This window comes from Pigmentiphaga sp. (assembly GCF_019689535.1).
Lineage (GTDB): Bacteria > Pseudomonadota > Gammaproteobacteria > Burkholderiales > Burkholderiaceae_B > Pigmentiphaga.
This window is the reverse complement of sequence record NZ_JADGHH010000013.1, coordinates 1-17,007: the sequence shown is the minus strand read 5'-3', so window position 1 is coordinate 17,007 and position 17,007 is coordinate 1. Positions and strand designations below refer to the sequence as shown.

20 protein-coding genes are annotated in these 17,007 nt (G+C 66.8%); 16 read left to right on the top strand and 4 right to left on the bottom strand.

What is annotated here, in order from left to right; genetic code table 11:
- Positions 1-63: 63 nt before the first annotated feature.
- From IRZ12_RS02250 to IRZ12_RS02210, 9 genes are read left to right on the top strand one after another with little or no spacing between them, the layout of a single operon-like run.
- Positions 64-441 (top strand): RAQPRD family integrative conjugative element protein, encoded by a 378-nt coding sequence (locus IRZ12_RS02250; RefSeq protein WP_073664173.1) that lies wholly within the window; start codon positions 64-66, stop codon positions 439-441.
- The gene (locus IRZ12_RS02245; protein WP_073664174.1) at positions 438-671 is read left to right on the top strand and encodes a TIGR03758 family integrating conjugative element protein; all 234 of its coding nucleotides are present in this window, start codon (positions 438-440) and stop codon (positions 669-671) included. Before IRZ12_RS02250 ends, IRZ12_RS02245 begins: the two co-directional genes overlap by 4 nt.
- Before the next feature lie 12 nt (positions 672-683).
- Entirely contained in the window at positions 684-1,043 is a 360-nt protein-coding gene (locus tag IRZ12_RS02240; RefSeq protein WP_003484800.1) for a TIGR03745 family integrating conjugative element membrane protein, read from the top strand.
- 10 nt (positions 1,044-1,053) lie between these two features.
- Complete coding sequence (locus IRZ12_RS02235) at positions 1,054-1,449, top strand: TIGR03750 family conjugal transfer protein (RefSeq protein ID WP_296463651.1); 396 nt, start codon at positions 1,054-1,056, stop codon at positions 1,447-1,449.
- Positions 1,446-2,123: a PFL_4703 family integrating conjugative element protein gene (locus tag IRZ12_RS02230; RefSeq protein WP_296463649.1), complete on the top strand. Its 678-nt coding sequence runs from the start codon at positions 1,446-1,448 to the stop codon at positions 2,121-2,123. The genes IRZ12_RS02235 and IRZ12_RS02230 overlap by 4 nt, the downstream gene beginning before the upstream one ends.
- On the top strand, positions 2,120-3,022 hold the full coding sequence (locus IRZ12_RS02225) for a TIGR03749 family integrating conjugative element protein (protein ID WP_296463647.1): 903 nt from the start codon (positions 2,120-2,122) through the stop codon (positions 3,020-3,022). Before IRZ12_RS02230 ends, IRZ12_RS02225 begins: the two co-directional genes overlap by 4 nt.
- Positions 3,012-4,445 (top strand): TIGR03752 family integrating conjugative element protein, encoded by a 1,434-nt coding sequence (locus tag IRZ12_RS02220; protein WP_296463645.1) that lies wholly within the window; start codon positions 3,012-3,014, stop codon positions 4,443-4,445. The genes IRZ12_RS02225 and IRZ12_RS02220 overlap by 11 nt, the downstream gene beginning before the upstream one ends.
- Positions 4,426-4,860, top strand: coding sequence for a TIGR03751 family conjugal transfer lipoprotein (locus IRZ12_RS02215; protein ID WP_296463643.1), 435 nt, complete (start codon positions 4,426-4,428; stop codon positions 4,858-4,860). The genes IRZ12_RS02220 and IRZ12_RS02215 overlap by 20 nt, the downstream gene beginning before the upstream one ends.
- Positions 4,860-7,736 (top strand): conjugative transfer ATPase, encoded by a 2,877-nt coding sequence (locus IRZ12_RS02210; RefSeq protein WP_296463641.1) that lies wholly within the window; start codon positions 4,860-4,862, stop codon positions 7,734-7,736. The genes IRZ12_RS02215 and IRZ12_RS02210 overlap by 1 nt, the downstream gene beginning before the upstream one ends.
- 18 nt (positions 7,737-7,754) lie before the next feature.
- On the opposite strand, the gene IRZ12_RS02205 is transcribed toward IRZ12_RS02210, so the two are convergent.
- Positions 7,755-8,954 (bottom strand): MFS transporter, encoded by a 1,200-nt coding sequence (locus IRZ12_RS02205; RefSeq protein WP_296463639.1) that lies wholly within the window; start codon positions 8,952-8,954, stop codon positions 7,755-7,757.
- A gap of 257 nt (positions 8,955-9,211) precedes the next feature.
- On the opposite strand from IRZ12_RS02205, the gene IRZ12_RS02200 reads away from it, so the two are divergent.
- The 7 genes from IRZ12_RS02200 (at position 9,212) to IRZ12_RS02170 (ending at position 15,462) form a co-directional block, all read left to right on the top strand.
- The gene (locus tag IRZ12_RS02200; RefSeq protein ID WP_296463637.1) at positions 9,212-9,964 is read left to right on the top strand and encodes a thioredoxin domain-containing protein; all 753 of its coding nucleotides are present in this window, start codon (positions 9,212-9,214) and stop codon (positions 9,962-9,964) included.
- Positions 9,965-10,152: 188 nt separating this feature from the next.
- Positions 10,153-10,647: a DNA repair protein RadC gene (gene radC / locus IRZ12_RS02195; protein ID WP_296463635.1), complete on the top strand. Its 495-nt coding sequence runs from the start codon at positions 10,153-10,155 to the stop codon at positions 10,645-10,647.
- A 167-nt stretch (positions 10,648-10,814) separates the two neighbouring features.
- Positions 10,815-11,252, top strand: coding sequence for a TIGR03757 family integrating conjugative element protein (locus tag IRZ12_RS02190; protein ID WP_296463633.1), 438 nt, complete (start codon positions 10,815-10,817; stop codon positions 11,250-11,252).
- Positions 11,249-12,184 (top strand): TIGR03756 family integrating conjugative element protein, encoded by a 936-nt coding sequence (locus tag IRZ12_RS02185; RefSeq protein ID WP_073664184.1) that lies wholly within the window; start codon positions 11,249-11,251, stop codon positions 12,182-12,184. Before IRZ12_RS02190 ends, IRZ12_RS02185 begins: the two co-directional genes overlap by 4 nt.
- Before the next feature lie 8 nt (positions 12,185-12,192).
- Complete coding sequence (locus IRZ12_RS02180; protein ID WP_296463630.1) at positions 12,193-13,584, top strand: integrating conjugative element protein; 1,392 nt, start codon at positions 12,193-12,195, stop codon at positions 13,582-13,584.
- Positions 13,581-13,931: a hypothetical protein gene (locus IRZ12_RS02175; protein ID WP_073664186.1), complete on the top strand. Its 351-nt coding sequence runs from the start codon at positions 13,581-13,583 to the stop codon at positions 13,929-13,931. The genes IRZ12_RS02180 and IRZ12_RS02175 overlap by 4 nt, the downstream gene beginning before the upstream one ends.
- 13 nt (positions 13,932-13,944) lie before the next feature.
- The gene (locus tag IRZ12_RS02170; protein ID WP_296463626.1) at positions 13,945-15,462 is read left to right on the top strand and encodes a conjugal transfer protein TraG N-terminal domain-containing protein; all 1,518 of its coding nucleotides are present in this window, start codon (positions 13,945-13,947) and stop codon (positions 15,460-15,462) included.
- Positions 15,463-15,475: 13 nt separating this feature from the next.
- Here the strand turns inward: IRZ12_RS02170 and IRZ12_RS02165 are convergent, their stop codons facing one another.
- From IRZ12_RS02165 to IRZ12_RS02155, 3 genes are all read right to left on the bottom strand, one after another.
- Complete coding sequence (locus IRZ12_RS02165) at positions 15,476-15,841, bottom strand: DUF3742 family protein (RefSeq protein ID WP_073664188.1); 366 nt, start codon at positions 15,839-15,841, stop codon at positions 15,476-15,478.
- Between the two features lie 136 nt (positions 15,842-15,977).
- Entirely contained in the window at positions 15,978-16,442 is a 465-nt protein-coding gene (locus IRZ12_RS02160) for a type II toxin-antitoxin system YhaV family toxin (protein ID WP_073664189.1), read from the bottom strand.
- Positions 16,442-16,759, bottom strand: coding sequence for a type II toxin-antitoxin system PrlF family antitoxin (locus IRZ12_RS02155; RefSeq protein ID WP_073664190.1), 318 nt, complete (start codon positions 16,757-16,759; stop codon positions 16,442-16,444). The genes IRZ12_RS02160 and IRZ12_RS02155 overlap by 1 nt, the downstream gene beginning before the upstream one ends.
- Positions 16,760-17,007 lie beyond the last annotated feature (248 nt).

Below are 17,007 nucleotides of genomic sequence, written 5' to 3'. Positions count from 1 at the left end.
TGCGGCGCCAGATCGCCCCCGCCGAGAGCATCTCGCCATCCGACGTTTCTCGTGGATGGGCTCATGTCGATCTCTCTGGCTTCCGCTGCCGACCGGCGTTGCGTGTCGGGCCTGGTGCTGGCGCTGTGCCTCGTGCTGGGGTTCCCGGTGCGCGCCCAGGCCGATGACGCCACGCCCGAACAGGCGCGCCTGGCCGCGGCGCTGCGCCAGCTCGACGCCATCGACCGGCTCATCGCGCCGGAGATCGCCCAGCCGCGCGACGAGCGCAGCCGCTACCACTTCGACTACACCCGGCTGGCCGCCGACCTGGAACGCGTGCGTACCGGCATCCGCGACTACCTGAGCCCGCCGCGTGCGCAGCCACGCGATCCGGCCGTGCTGCTCGGCGACTACCGCCAGTCCTCCACGCCCTCCGTCACCGCCACGGAGGCCTCGCCATGAACGCCGCCCAGGTCAGCGCCTTCCAGGCCAACGGTGGCTTCACCCCTTCCGCCGTGTCGGTCGTGCTGATCGGCGCCGTGTTCGCCGTGCTCCTGGTCTGGGGCGTCTGGGCGATGCGGACCGCCTACGTCGGCTGGTCCGAGCAGCGGATTTCCCAGCGTCAGTTCCTCGGTGTCGTGGTGAGGTTCCTCGCCCTGTACCTGGTCCTGACCTTCTTCCTGCTCTCCTGAAAGGTCGCCACCATGAACCCGGTTTCCCGCTTCCTCCCCCGCATCGCACGCCTGAGTGCGCTGCCCGCACTCGTCCTGCTGTCGCCGCTCGCCCAGGCCCAAGGTCTGCCGACCCTCGAAGACCCCTCCAGGGGCCAGGGCAACGGCATCATGGACACGCTGCGCAACTACGGCTACGACATCATCATGCTGGTCGCGCTGCTGATCGTCGCCTCGATGTTCGTGGGCGTGTGCTACCACGCCTACTCGCGCTACGCCGAAATCCATACCGGCCGCGCGACCTGGGGCCAGTTCGGCCTGACCGTCGCCATCGGCGCGATCCTGCTGGTTGTCGGCATCTGGCTGCTGACCGAAGCCACCGGCATCCTCTGAGGCCGCCGGCATGGCTGACCAGGACATCCGCCCGGACGGGACGGTGGCGTTCCTGCCGCACCGGCTCAACCGCCATCCGGTCGTCGTGCGCGGCCTGACGGCGGACGAGCTGTGGATCTGCGCAGGGCTGTCGGCCGTGGCCGGTCTGCTGGCTGGGATTCCACTGGCCTTCGCGCTGTCGGCCTTCGCCGTCGCTCCGACCGCCATCGTGCTGGCGATCGCCCTCGGCGTGTTCGCCGGCGGCGGCATGTTGCGCCGGCTCAAGCGCGGCCGACCGGACACGTGGCTGTACCGCCAGATCCAGTGGTGGGTGACGGTGCATCAGCCATCGCTGGCGCACTTCGTCGGCGGGCGGACGCTGGTGACCCGTTCTGGCTTCTGGGCCACGCGCAGGAGCGGACCGTGAGCCGGGTCAAGAACGAAGTCCTGCGCCTGGAAGCGCACATCAAGAGCCTGCGCCTGGGCGGCGGCGTGCTGTTCGCGCTCGCACTGGTGATGGGCATCGGCTGGTGGAACGCACCGCGCGACCTGACCGTGCACGTGCCGCCGGACCTGCGCTCGGGCAGCACGCGCAAATGGTGGGAGGTGCCGCCGGAGTCGGTCTATGCCTTCACCTTTTACGTCTGGCAGCAGCTCCAGCGCTGGCCGACCAATGGCGACGACGACTACCCGCGCAACCTGCACGCGCTCTCCAGCTACCTGACACCAGCTTGCCGGGCCTTCCTACAGCAGGACTACGAATACCGCCGCAACGCGGGCGAGCTGCGCCAGCGCGTGCGCGGCATCTACGAGATTCCCGGCCGCGGTTACGGCGAGAACCCGGCCCAGCGCGTGCGGGCCGTCTCCGAGCGCGACTGGGTGGTCACGCTCGACGTCACCGCCGACGAGTACTACGCCTCCGAGCAGGTGAAGCGCGCCTTCGTGCGCTACCCGCTGAAGGTCACGCGCATGGACGTCGATCCGCAGCGCAATCCCTTCGGCCTGGCCATCGACTGCTACGACGGTACCCCGCAGCGCATCGACGCGCCGGCTCCCGCGCCAGGCAAGGCCACCGCCATTCCCCAGGGAGAAATGCCATGAAGTTTCCCGTGCTGTCCGTTTGCGTGGCGCTCGCGCTGCTGCTGGCGGCGCCGGCCCAGGCAGTGGAAATCCTGCGCTGGGAGCGCTTGCCTCTGGCGGTGCCGCTGCTGGTCGGTCAGGAGCGCGTCGTGTTCATCGATCGCAACGTCCGCGTCGGCGTGCCGGCCAGCCTCGGCGGCAAGCTGCGCGTGCAGAGCGCGGCCGGCACCGTGTACCTGCGGGCCAGCGAACCGATCGAGCCGACCCGCCTGCAACTTCAGGATGCCGACACCGGCACGGTGATCCTGCTCGACATCGCCGCCGAGCCGGCCGGCAAGGACCAGCCACCGCTGGAGCCGGTGCGCATCGTCGAGGCCGATGCGCCGGCCACCCACTACGGCGCGGCCAAGACCGGGGACGCGGCGGGAGATGGCGATCCCATCGCCGCGCGGCCCGTCCGCGAGACGCCGGTGCCGGTGGTGCTGACCCGCTACGCGGCGCAAAGTCTCTATGCTCCGCTGCGCACCGTCGAGCCGGTGCCGGGCATCGCTCGCCTCAACCTGCGCCGCGACCTGGCGCTGGACGGCCTGCTGCCGACCTTGCCGGTGCAGGCCCAGGCGCTGGCCGCCTGGCGGCTGGACGATGTGTGGGTCAGCGCGGTGCGCCTGCGCAATACCGCCCCGCGCTGGCTCGACCTCGACCCGCGGGCGATCCAGGGCGACTTCCTGGCCGCCACCTTCCAGCATCCGACGCTCGGCCCGGCCGGCACGCCGGAGGACACCACCGTCGTCTACCTGGTCACCCGCGGGCATGGCCTGGCGCAGTCGCTGCTGCCGGTCATCGCCCCGGTCGATGCCGCGCTCAACCTGCCGGTGCCCACGCCGGCAGGCCCCGACGAGGGAGGCCACGATGAAGAGTAATGGCCTGCTCAAGTGGCTGATGATCCCGCTCGCGCTGCTGGTGGTGTTCGTCGGCATCAAGCTGTTTTCCGGCGGCGGCAAGCCTCCCGCGCAGAACCCCAATCCGCAGCTCACCACGGATGAGGCCAAGGCGCTGGGTATCGAGGGCGACACGCCACGCGACACCGTGGCAACGCTCGTCGCCCAGGTCCGGCAACTGCGCACCGAACTGCAAACCGCGCTGACCGACAACAAGACCCAGCGCGAGGAGAACGACCGCCTGCGCCAGCGCGAGGGCGCGATCGATCGACGCATCGACACCGCCCTGGCCGGCGAGCGGAACAAGCTGCAGCAGGATCGCGACCAGGTCGCCTCCGAACGGCAGCAGACCCAGGGCCTGTTGCAGGAACTCCAGCAGCGGCTCGATGGCCTCGGCGGCGGCCGGAACAGTTCCGCCGACCTCCCGGTCGGGCTGGGGCTGGAACCGGGCGACAGCGCCGGCCTCGGCAGCGATGGCATGCACTGGATCGAGCCGGACGACGCCCGCGACGACGGCAAGCGCAAGAACGCCAGCGGCACCGGGAGTTTCAGCTTCCCGACCAGCTTCGGCCCGGCGCAGAAGACGCTCGACACCGCCACCGACGCCGCCATCGAGACCGGCCGCCGCGCCGTCGGCGCCGAGGAAACCAAGCCGGTCTATACCGTGCCGACCAACGCCACCTTGATGGGCTCGATCGCGATGACCGCTTTGATCGGCCGGGTTCCGGTGGATGGCACGGTCAACGATCCGTACCCGTTCAAAATCCTCATCGGTCAAGACAACCTGACGGCCAACGGCATCGAGATTCCCGACGTTGCAGGCGCGGTGGTCAGCGGCACCGCCTCGGGTGACTGGACGCTCTCCTGCGTGCGCGGGCAGATCCGCTCGGTCACGTTCGTATTCAACGACGGCACCGTCCGCACGATGCCCGAAGACCGCGAGGACGGCGGCAACCGCCAGCAAGCCAACGAGAACAACACGACGCAAAGCGGGCTGGGCTGGATCAGCGACCCCTACGGCATCCCCTGCGTATCGGGCGAGCGCCACAGCAACGCGCAGCAGTACCTGGGCACCCAGGCCCTGATCACCGCCGCCGGCGCCGGCGCGGCGTCGCTGATCGACTCCGACAGCGGCCAGGTCTCCTACATGAACAGCGATGGCTCGATCGGCACCGTCGGTATCGGCGGCAACGAAGCGATGGGCCGGATTCTCGCCAGCGGCGTGCAGGACATGTCGCAGTGGGTGAACAAGCTCTACGGCCAGGCCTTCGCCGCCGTGTACGTCAAGCCCGGCGCCAAGGTCGCCGTGCATCTGGAAGAACCCCTCATGATCGACTACGCGCCCCAGGGCCGCCGCGTCGACCACCGCCTCGGAGGTGATGCGCATGCGCAGGAACTGGACTGACGGCCTGGTGCTGCTGGGCCTGGTACTCGTGCTGGGCGGCTGCGCCACCAGCAAGGAACAACTGCTGCCGCACGGCGACAGCACGATGCTCGATATCTGGAACGTGCAGACCGGCGGCAGCGCGAGCGGCGGCCAGGCCGCACGGCAGTTGCTCGATGCCCGCCAGGCGCTGCGCCGGCCGCTGACGGATGCCGACGTGCAGGCCGCGCCGCAGGCGCAGGCCCGCTACACCCGCACCGCGCAGAACGAGATCTACCGCCAGTTCCACCGGCTGCCGAATCCCGATCTCGTCATGTACGTGTTTCCGCACCTGGCCGGCAGCGACCCGGTGCCGGTGCCCGGCTACACCACCGTTTTCCCGCTGTACCAGCGCGTGCAGTACGCGCTCCCCGGCGAACGCACCGAGGACTACTGATGGCCTGGCCGCTGAGCAAACCGCGTCCGGCGAAGGTAGCGGACGTTGCCGAGCCGGAGGCCCCGGATGCGTGGGAACGCCACATTGCCGCGCTGCGCGAGCACGGCATCCCGGAGCCCGGCCAGCGAGACGGCCGCAAGCGCCGACCTGCCACCGTCGCCGACGAGCAGGCGCTGTACGACGTGGCACCGTCGTTCGTGGACATGCTGCCCTGGGCCGAGTTCCTGCCCCAGTCGCAGTGCATGCTGCTGGAGGATGGCGTTTCGCTCGCCGCCTTCTTCGAGCTGGAACCCGTCGGCACCGAGGGCCGCGAACCAGCCTGGCTCGGCCAAGTGCGCGACACGCTGGAAAACGTGTTGCAGGACTCGTTCGACGAGCTGGACGACAACCCCTGGGTCGTGCAGTTCTTCGCCCAGGACGAGACCAACTGGGACAGCTACCTCGACGGTCTGCGCCGCTACGTCCAGCCACGCGCCCAGGGCAGCGCCTTCACCGAACTCTACCTGCGCTCGATGGCCCATCACCTGCGGGCCGTCGCCAAACCCGGCGGCCTGTTCGAGGACAGCACGGTCACCCGCCTGCCGTGGCGCGGGCAGACCCGGCGCACGCGGCTGGTGATCTACCGGCGTGCCGGCCAGACACCGGGACGCCGCGGGCAGTCGCCGGAGCAGGCGCTTAACACGGTTTGCGACCGCCTGGCCGGCGGGCTCGCCAATGCCGGCGTGCGTGCCCGGCGCCTGGGCGCGGCCGACATCCACGCTTGGCTGCTGCGCTGGTTCAACCCGCATCCGACGCAGCTCGGACCCAGCGCCGAGGACCGGGAACGCTTCTACGCGCTGACCCGCTACCCGGAGGAAAGCGAACCCGGCGAGATCGAGCTGGCCAGCGGCACCGATTTCAGCCAGCGCCTGTTCTTCGGCCAACCGCGCTCGGACGTGGCGACCGGCCAGTGGTACTTCGACGGCCTGCCGCACCGCGCGATCGCGGTCGATCGGCTGCGCACACCGCCTTCGACCGGCCACCTCACCGGCGAGACGCGCAAGGGCGGCGATGCGATCAACGCGCTGTTCGACCAGATGCCCGAAGACACCGTCCTCAGCCTCACCCTGGTCATCACCCCGCAGGACATCCTGGAGGCCCATCTCAATCACTTGGCCCGCAAGGCGGTCGGCGAGACGCTGGCCTCGGAGCAGACCCGCCACGACGTACAGCAAGCACGCGGACTGATCGGCAGTTCGCACAAGCTCTACCGCGGAGCGCTCACCTTCTACCTGCGCGGGCGCGACCAAGCCGAGCTGGATGCCCGCGGCTTGCAACTGGGCAACGTCCTGCTCAACGCCGGCTTGCAGCCGGTGCGCGAGGAGGACGAAGTCGCGCCGCTGAATACCTACCTGCGTGGCTTGCCCTGTGTCTTCGACCCGGCCAAGGACAAGCGCCAGTGGTACAGCCAACTGCTGTTCGCTCAGCACGCGGCGAACCTCGCGCCCTGGTGGGGCCGCAGCCAGGGCACCGGGCATCCCGGCATCACCTTGTTCAACCGCGGCGGCGGCACGATCACCTTCGACCCGTTGAACCGGCTCGACCGGCAGATGAACGCCCATCTGTTCCTATTTGGCCCGACCGGCTCAGGCAAGTCCGCGACCTTGAACAACCTGCTCAACCAGGTCACAGCGATCTACCGGCCACGGCTGTTCATCGTGGAGGCCGGCAACTCGTTCGGCCTGCTCGGCGACTTCGCCGCACGCCACGGCCTGTCCGTCCATCGGGTGAAGCTGGCACCGGGATCGGGCGTCAGCCTCGCCCCGTTCGCCGATGCGTCGCGCCTGGTCGATACGCCCGGCCAAGTGCAAACGCTCGATGCCGATGCCCTGGACGAGGGTGAGACCGACGGCGACGAGCAGCGCGATGTGCTGGGCGAATTGGAGATCACCGCCCGTCTGATGATCACTGGCGGCGAAGACAAGGAGGAGGCCCGCATGACGCGGGCCGATCGCTCGCTGATTCGCCAGTGCATCCTCGACGCCGCCCGGCGCTGCGCGACCGAACAGCGCACGGTGCTGACGCGCGACGTGCGCGACGCGCTGCGCGAGCGCGGCCGCGATCCGACGCTGCCGGAGATCCGCCGCACCCGGCTGCTGGAAATGGCCGATGCGATGGACATCTTCACCCAGGGTTCTGACGGCGAGATGTTCGACCGGCCCGGCACGCCCTGGCCGGAAGCGGACATCACCGTCGTCGACCTGGCGACCTATGCCCGTGAGGGCTACAACGCCCAGCTCTCGATCGCGTACATCAGCCTGATCAACGCGATCAACAACATCGCCGAGCGCGATCAGTTCCTGGGACGGCCCATCATCGCTGTCACCGACGAAGGCCACGTCGTCACCAAGAACCCGTTGCTCGCGCCGTATGTCGTCAAGATCACCAAGATGTGGCGCAAGCTCGGCGCCTGGTTCTGGCTGGCGACGCAGAACATCGACGACTTGCCGAAGGCCGCCGAGCCGATGTTGAACATGATCGAATGGTGGATCTGCCTCAGCATGCCGCCAGACGAAGTGGAGAAGATCGCACGCTTCCGCGAACTCACCCCCGCGCAAAAGGCGCTGATGCTCTCGGCACGCAAGGAGTCCGGCAAGTTCACCGAAGGCGTGATCCTCTCGCGCAGCATGGAGCTGCTGTTCCGCGCGGTGCCGCCGAGCCTCTACCTGGCGCTGGCGCAGACGGAGCCGGAGGAGAAGGCCGAGCGCTTCCAGTTGATGCAGCGGTTCAACATCAGCGAGCTGGATGCGGCGTTCAAGGTCGCCGAGAAGATCGACCAGGCGCGTGGCATCGAATCGCTGTCGCTCAATGCTCTAGACGCAAGGCTTACCGCGTAGGTCCTACGTCTTGTCTGGCTATTCGATGTATTTTCCACGACCGGCCAGTGTTGCAAAGACGACAACCAGGATGCTGGATGCAATCAGAAGGATCAACGGCCAAGTCCAACCACTGTCAATGTCGCGCAGGACTCCGATGAGGAAAGGCCCGGCAGCAGCTCCCACGTACCCGACAAACTGAGCCATCCCGGAAAGCGAAGCGGCCTGGTGATGATCGTGCGTGCGCAACGTGAACAGTGCAAGGCTCGTCGTCATCGCGGTTCCCGCGCCAAATCCTGCGCTGATAAGCCAGATCAGCGGTGATCCAGCTCCCGAATACAAGCCAGCGGTTCCGATGACCAAGAGCAGGCCGCACAGGAATCCCAGAAGTCTTTGATCCTTGAATCGCCTGATGATCGGTGCACATGCCAGATTCGTTGCTACCGCCACAATCTGATAGACAAGCAGATAGAAGCCCGCTGCTTCCGGTGCCACGTTCCGCGACGCCGCGTAGGACGCAAACCAGTCAACGATCGAATAGAAGACCAACGAATGAAGCGCGAAGAACAGCGACACCTGCCATCCAATCGGGTGCTTCCAGGGTGAAACGCCTTCCTTGATCCTGATGCCCGTTGCCGAAGGAGCATGCGAGGGCACTGTCCATTGAGGCAGCCAGACAACCAGCGTGATGGCCGCCAGCAAGGCCCAACAACCGATTGCCCATCGCCAGTCGAGCCCCACCACATGGGTGATGGGTACGGCGATGCCCGCCGCCACGCCGGCCATCCCGGCCATCGATGCCGCATAGAGCCCGATCAGGCCTGCCGCCTTGGTGGGGAATTCGCGCTTCACCAGCCCCGGCAGAAGTACGTTTCCGAACGCAATGCCTGCACTCAACAACCCAGTGCCAATCCAGATTGCACCTGGCAATGGCACAGAGCGCACCAGCGTCCCGAGCAAAATGGCTGCGACAGCCCACGTTAAAACCCGCTCTAGGGAATGACGACGTCCGACTGACGGCGCGAGAAGCGATAACAGGGCAAAGATGAGAAGCGGCAAGGCGTTGAGTACGCCGGCCCCAGCCCCGTCAAGATGAAGTGCCGCTTGTATGTCCGAGAGAACCGGACCGACGCTGGTGATCGGCGCACGCAGATTGGCGCCGATGAGAATAATGCCGAAGTAGAGAAGACCCAGACGCGAGCGGGTCGTCGCGCCGGAAAGAGAGCGCTCGACAGCCATAACAGCAACCTCTGCACGAAACGGCAGCCGAGACTAGGGCGTGCCGAAATCATGCGTTGGTTGACGTTAACGCTTACGCAAGAAGCCAAGAGAGGCTTAGTGTCTGACCCAGATGTTAATACAGCCCTCTTTGCGGAGCAACAAACAGGGTGAAGCCATGACGGATTCCAGAAGGCATCTCCGCATTGCCGCATGCTGAAGTTGCAGCTCGGATCGGAGCAGCCCGGCCACCCGGCGGGCACATCCAGGACCCCGCCATGCAACCACCTCAGCGTTCCCATACATCCCACCGGCGTCTGGCCTGGCTGTCCATCGCCGTCGTGGCGCTTGCCGTACTCGGCGCGTGGCTGCTCTCCCGGCAACCGCAGCAAGAAGCCCCCCTCACGACGAAGACGCCCACAGCGACCGCCACCGAACCTGCGCCCGGTCCGCCCTGGTACTACGGCCCGGCCGATGCCCGCTTCACCCTGATCCTGTACGCGGACCTGGAGTGCCCGTATTGCAAGGCCTACTTCCCCGTGGTGAAGGCCTGGGTCGACCAGCACCCCGAAACCCGGCTGCAATGGCACCACCTGCCGCTGCCGATGCACGAGCCGGTCGCATCCCGGCTGGCCAGCCTCGCCGAGTGCGCAGGCGAAACCGGCGGCCAAGCCGCCTACTGGAATGCGTTGGGCTGGATCTACCAGCACACCCGGGGAGACGGGCAAGGCCTGCCGGAAGGCGTGCGCTATCCCGGCCAGACGCCCGCGCTGCAGGCGTGTCTGGAGAGCGGGAAGACCCAGAACACGGTCCAGACGCAAGCCCGCGAGGGCGCGCGCGACGGCATCGCCGCCACCCCGACCTTGCGCGTGCGCGACGAGCACACCGGCCAAGCCTTGCTGCTGCATGGCCCGGTCGAGGGCGATGCGCTGCTGTCGGCCCTCGACTTCCTGGCCGCCGATGGCGTGCCCGCGCCTGATCCCGAAGCCCCCGGAATGTCCGCCGCCGATACCGGCGACATGCCCAGGTAGTCCAGGTCTTCAAGGACTACGGCGCGGCTTGCCCGCGTTGACCCGCCCGTTCGCTCCGCATCCTGCCAGCGAACAGCCATCGCACGCGTGATGGTGGATGCCCGCTTTTCCGCGTTCCTATCTCCCATCGTCCCCGGAGGGCTGCCCCTCCCGGGTGCGCCTCCGGCTCAATCTTCTGGAGGTCTACCATGTCACTCACCACACTCGACGCCCCAACCGTGTCGGATATCCGTTCCCCAACCGTCGATAACGACCGCATCATCGAACAGGCCATCGCCATTCTGGAACGTCGCATCTTCGCGACGGGCCCTCGTCTTACAGGCCTTGAAGGCGCCCGCGAGTACCTGCGTCTGAAGCTGTTACAAGAACCCAACGAGGTATTCGTCGTCGTATTCCTCACCACAAGGCATCGTGTCATCGCCTGTGAAGCCCTGTTCAGAGGCACCATCGACGGTGCCGAAGTCCACCCCCGCGTGGTGGTACAGCGGGCACTGGCTCTCAATGCAGCGGCGCTGATCGTGGCGCATCAACATCCATCCGGCGATACCACGCCATCCGCGGCAGATCGAGCGATCACCAATCGTTTGAAGGATGCACTCAGCTTGGTGGACATTCGCCTGCTGGACCACTTCATCATCGGCAAAGGAACACCGTACTCGTTCGCCGCATCCGGCCTGCTGTAGTTCACCAGGCACGCCAAGCCATCCCATCCATGACGCAGTAATCCCAGCGGGAGCTTCGGCTCCCGTTTTCTTTCATGAAACCGGGTACGCCGGTTCCCGTTTGTTTGTCGTCCCGAAATCGCCCGTGCGTTCGACTACTCGCCTGATCGACTCCAAGGCGACTCGACATGGCCGCTTCCTCTTTTCGTCGTCACGGCTCCCGGTGGCATGTGCTGATCGCCGGTTTCTGCGCGGCGCTGCTCAGCCCGTGGACCGCGGCCGCCGACCTGATCGTCATCACCGACAGCCGGCATCCGGTACGGGAGCCCGCCGGCGCACGGGTCATCGAGCTGGATCGCGCGGCACGCCTGGAGGTCAGCCTGGCCGCGAACCTGCCCGCCGACCCCGGCCGCGCCACGACGCTCGTGCAGCAGCGCCTGCGCGACGGCGGCGAAACCCTGCAACGCGAACTGGCGGCGGCCTACCAGGGCGTCGCCGACGCTTGGAGCCTGGGCGTCACCACGCTCCCGGCCGTGGTGCTGGACCGGCGCTACGTGGTGTACGGCGAACTCGACGTGGCCAAGGCCGTCGCCCGCATCGAAGCCCATCGGAGGACGCAGCCATGAAGCGTTTGCATCGCCTGCGCTCCGGCGTCGCCGCGGTGCTGCTCGGCGCGGCCTCGTCGGCCTTCGCCATCAACACCGCGACCATCGTGTCGTCTGCGCTGTCACCCGACTGCCTGGAATACCGCGTGGTCGGCATCTGCTACTGGCTCTACTGCTCCTATGGCGGCTGCACGGTGCGCACGTCGGTGAAGGTTCGCCACTACATCCCCGACGCGGTGGTGTCGAGCTACTCGAACACCGGCGAGAACCCATGGACCGAAGTGCGGGCAATGAGCATGCCCAACGCCACCGCCCAGGCCGGCGGTGACGGCACGACCAACCACGACAACGAGAACAACCTCGCCAAGTTCAAGAACGCGGACGTGATCGGCCACCCGGCCGGCTCGGTGTTCGGCCAGTTCGCCGCGGCCTCCGGCTACACCTGCGAGGGTGCCGGCACGGCCTTCATGCCCTACCTGCTGAGCACCCTGGATACCGTCGCATGGCGCTACAACGTGCCCGAGCTGGTGTACCCCGAAGCACTGGTGCCGGGCATGCGCGAGATCGGCGCCCGCACCACGCTCAACCTGTGGGGCGCGGTGTACCCGCGCGGCGGACTGCTGCACCAGACCGACGACTACGAGGCCGGTGCCGTGGTCGCGCAGCGTGCCGGCGACGTCGTCACCCGGCGCGGGCAGATCCACGTCTACCAGCCGCTGCTGGCCAACGCCCGCGACGGCTACTGGCCGGCCGGCGCCCTGGTCGAGGGCGATGCCTCCACCGGGAAGTGGCAGGAACTGACGCCCACGCTGTCGCGCTCATGCGCGGTCTTTCCCCATTCCGACACCCGCGTGCAGGCGCAACAGGGCGACTACGCCTGGGCGTTGTGGCGTCCGTATAGCTGCTGCCGGCGGCGCGGGCAGACCTTTCTCGGCAGCACCGACTTCAACTGAGATCCACCATGAACCGTTTCGCCTTTCCGAACTGCGGCCGCTTGTTCCTTGCCGCGTTGGCTCTGGCGCTGGCCGGTGCCGGAGCCAGCGCCCAGACCAACGTCAACGAGTACGGCGTCCAGCACCAGGGCAGCGTGATCGGCGACGACGTGCTGTATTCGATCGGCGGCGGTCGCGCGGTCTCGATGAGCGGCGCGGCCAACATGCGCCAGCTCGGCGTCGGCGTGGGCTGGAACTCCAACCTGATCTGCGGCGACATGTCGATCTCGACGACGATCCAGAACCAGCTCAACGGCATCAGCAACGGCTTCCAGACCATCATGTCGTCGGTGATCCAGAACGCCACCAGCGCGGTGGCCTCGCTGCCGGCGCTGATCATTCAGCGGGCCGATCCGGGCCTCTACAACCTGCTGACGAATGGCGTGTTGCAAGCCCGGCTCGACTTCGACCGCAGCAAGATGACCTGCCGCGCGATCGCCAACCGCATGGCCGACATGGCCGGCGGCCAGACGAGCTGGGATCAGCTCGCCGAAGGCATGGCCCTGAAGCAGGCAGTGGCGAGCACCGATGCCGTCTCGGCCATCGACCAGGCCGAATCCAGCCGCGGTAACAACGGCGTGCCCTGGGTTGGCGGCAGCAATGCCGGCGGCGCCGGCCAGCGGCCGGTGCGCATGGTCGGCGACGTGGCCCGCGCCGGCTACAACCTGCTCAACGGCCGCGATGCCACCGACACCAGTTCCATCGACCCCAGCGCCTGCAACGGCAACCTGGCCTGCCAGACCTGGAACTCGCCCGAGGCGGCCGCGGCCTGGGCCGTGCGTGTGCTGGGCGAGCAAGAGCAGCGCACCTGCGAAGCCTGCACCAAGACCCAGACCACGCCCGGCGTCGGCTTGACGCCTTTAATCCAGGAAGAGTACGAAACCAAGCTCCAGGCCTTGCAGGAGCTGGTGGCCGGCAGCCGGTCGACCAGCTACGAGAACCTGCAGGCGGCCAGCAGCGCATCGCTGCCGATCACGCGCGGCGTCATCGAAGCCCTGCGTGATGAGCCCGATCAGGACCTGCTGGCACGGCGGCTGGCTTCGGAGGTCGCGCTGTCGAGCGTGCTTGAGAAGGCCTTGCTGCTCCAACGCACGATGCTGACCGGGCGCAAGGAGCCCAACGTCGCCGCCAATGATCTGGCCCAGCAGGCGGTATCCCACGAGAGCGACACCCTCGACCGGGAAATCCACAACCTGAAGACCGAACTGGAACTGCGCCGCGAGCTGGCCAGCAATTCACCCTCGGCCATCATCCAGCGGCACAGCACCCGCGCCACCGGCTCGCGCGGCATCTACGAGGGCGACCCGACCCGCAACCGGCTCGACGAGTTGCAGCGGCCGCCGAGCGGGAACAACCCGTGAGCGCCGGCTGGTGGCGGTTGCGCTGGCTGTTCAACCGGCGCGTCGGCCGGACGCTGCTGTGGGCGTCCGGGCTGCTGATCCTGGCCATCGTCGCCAACGTGGTCGGCATCCGCTTGGCCGGCAGCATCGAAGGCTGGCAGCGCTGGATGGCCGACCACGCTGGCCTGTTCTTTGTCTGGCGGGCGGTGCTCTACGCTGGCACCGTCTGGGGCTGGCTGTGGATGCGCCGGCGGCTGCGTGCCCGCGAGCCGGAAGGCGGTGCGCAGCAACGCCTGCTGCGGGTGGAGATCGCTGCGGTACTGGCGGTGATCGCGCTGGAAGCCAGTCAGTTCATGCAGGCCAAGTGACGCGGAGACGGCGATGACCCTCTACACCACCGACTACCTGGAGTATTACCTGACGCTGGTTTCCTGGATCGTCAACAACGGCATCTGGAACGTGCTGGTCGCCAGCGGCGTGTTCGCCATCCCGTTCCTCGCCATCGTGATCCAGGAATGGCTCAAGGCCCGCAGCGAAGGCGCGGACGAAGGCAACAAGGGCGTGCTGAGTTCGGCTCGCATCGAGAACCGCGTGTTCGTCGCCATTGTCGTCATCATGTTCGCCGGTATTCCCTTCATCGACGTCGACTTCAACACGATCAAGTACGACCAGGCGCGCTCGACGCAGTGCCAGGTGCGCGTACCGGAGCCTACCGAGACCGGCTGGTCGCAATCCTTCAGCACGATCAACAACCAGTCGGCCAAGGTGCCGGTGTGGTGGTTCTTCATCCACGCGGTTTCGCGTGCGGTGACGGGCGCCTCGGTCGCCGCCATTCCCTGCGGCACGGATCTTCGGCAGATGCGCATGGACATCGACGCCACCCGCATCGACGACCCGGTGCTGGCCCAGGAAGTGGCCGACTTCACCCACGACTGCTACGGACCGGCGCGTGCCAAGTTGTTCATGTCGCGCCCCGAGCTGAGCGAGGAGCAGATGAACGATGTCACCTGGATCGGCTCGCACTTTTTCCTCGACACCGCAGGCTTCTACGACACCTACCATGCGAAGACGCCGCGGGAGGGCTGGCCCTACGACAGCACCCGGGACGCCGGGCTGGCCGAGGTCCCCAGCGGGGCCGGCTACCCGACCTGCCGGCAATGGTGGTCCGATGGCGGCAATGGATTGCGTGCACGGCTGCTGGCCCAGGTCGATCCCGGCCTGCTGACCCGCATCGGTGGCTGGGCCGGCTTCCTGAGCCAAGACCAGGTCAACGACTCGGTGGTTCGCACGATCGCCTCGCCCCGGCAACAGAAACTCAACCAAGGGGAGGTCTATACCGACTACGGCGGACAGATCCAGATGACGTTGCCCAACATCGCCACTCGTGCGGTCGGCGACGTGGGCCTGACCTTCGGCTCCCTCGGCTATTTCCCGGCGATGGACATGGTTCGGCAGGCATTGCCGATGGTGCTGTCGCTGCTCAAGATGGCGCTGGTGGTGTGCATCCCGCTGGTGCTGGTGATCGGCACCTACGACCTGAAGACGCTGGTGACGGTTTCGGTGGTCCAGTTCGCCCTGTTCTTCGTGGACTTCTGGTTCCAGCTCGCCCGCTGGATCGACTCGACCATCCTCGATGCACTCTATGGCTGGGGCTGGGGCTGGAACCGGCCGCATACCAACTTCGATCCACTGATCGGCTTGAACAACACCTTCGGGGATATGACCCTGAACTTCGTGATGGCGACGATGTTCATTGTGCTGCCAGGATTTTGGGTGACTGCTCTGGCTTGGGCCGGTGTGCGTGCTGGCAACCTCGTTCAGATGATGACGATGGCCACCGACGGCGCCAAGTCGGCGGGGTCCAAGGGGCCGGGGGTCATTTCCAAGTCACTCAAGTAAATTCCCCGGCCTGTTACTCGTCATCATACGGATCGCCAATATCGATCCGTATGTCGCCGCGATACTGGCCATAGCCCGCAGGGCCAACTCGCCATTCGGTCCGGTCCTCGTCCTCGTCTTCCCAGTTTGCATTGCGGGCAACCCAGGTGACCACGATCGCGAACACCAGCAGCAGCGCCAGCCAGAAGGCCGCATACAGCAGCACGCCGAGCACAATGAGCTTGACGGCCCACAGCAGGCTCGCAGCCACGCCTGCGTCGAGGCCTCGCGCCACCAGCCAGCCCCGTGCCTTCCGATCCAGGCGTGCGCCAGCACGCCACATCCGGCCGAAGACTCGGCCTGCACGCTCTGCGAAAGTGGTTTTTGCTGCGGGTTTCATGGTGGCTTACCTCATGGTGGTCCTATCGGCTCTTGTTCAACACCTGCTCCAGGGAGTCCTTGCTTGCATTCATCTCGATTCTTCAAACGAGATTTGAATTTCCATGCCACATCCAATCAACCGGATGCGGCACAACCTACGGCTTCTTCGGCACCTGCCAGTCTGCCTTGCTCGCCGCGACCAGCGCCGTCCAGTCGTCGGGCGGGTTGCCTCGCCCGAGCATCTTCTCGAACACCGCATACGGATCGGACTTGCTGCCCGCCGACCGCAGCGTTTGTTCGTCGTTGACCCAGGCGAGCACGATCACTTTCGTCCTGGAGTCGTAGCGGAAGAACAGGCGGAATCGACGTCCGATCTTCGCGCGCCGCCAGTGGCGGTATTCCGGCCCCAGGGTGTTGCCTTGGCGGAACTCGTCGCGTGCGGGGTCGCCCGGAACGACTTCCATGATCAACTGGCTCAACGCCCGGAACAGCTTGACGTTGGCATTGCCCTCGAACCCTCGCGGGTCGTTCTGCTCGGCCCGCTGCGCGGCCGCATGCAGCTTGCGCAACTGCTCGATCACGCCCTCATGGAACAGCAGCGTCCAGCCATGCCGCTGCATCAGAGCGCCACTTCGCCTTCGATGTCCTCATCGAGGTCCACCGCATGGCCGGCGTTCGCCAGCATGGCCCGCGCGAGATCATCCGGCAGGGCCTGGACATGCCGGCCGGCCCGGATATCGGCCTCCAGCAGCGCCAGGAAGGCCCCGATCGCCGGGTCTTCATGCTCGGCGTCGGCGCGGGTCACGACGACCTTGCCGCCGCGCAGGTCGAACGCCACCTTGCCGCCGGCATCCACCCCCAGCGCCTGGCGGATGGGCTTGGGCAGCGTGATCTGGCCCTTGGAGGTCACGGTGGCGACTTCATGGATGTTGGGCATGGCAGTTCTCCCGATAGCGACATCTACATGGTAAGGAATATTCCTTACTTCGTCAATCTGATCCAGCATGGCGACTCCGGCTTGGGAAGAAGGAGGCATCGTAGGCACGGCACGGCACAGCCAGCCTTCCGCCCACAACCCGGCATTGGCGCATCCCCATTGACGGTGGCCTGGCCGCCGCTGCCGCGCTACACCCAAAGGCTTCCAAAAGACCAAAGGGGCCGGCAAGGGGCAAGGGAACGGGGTCA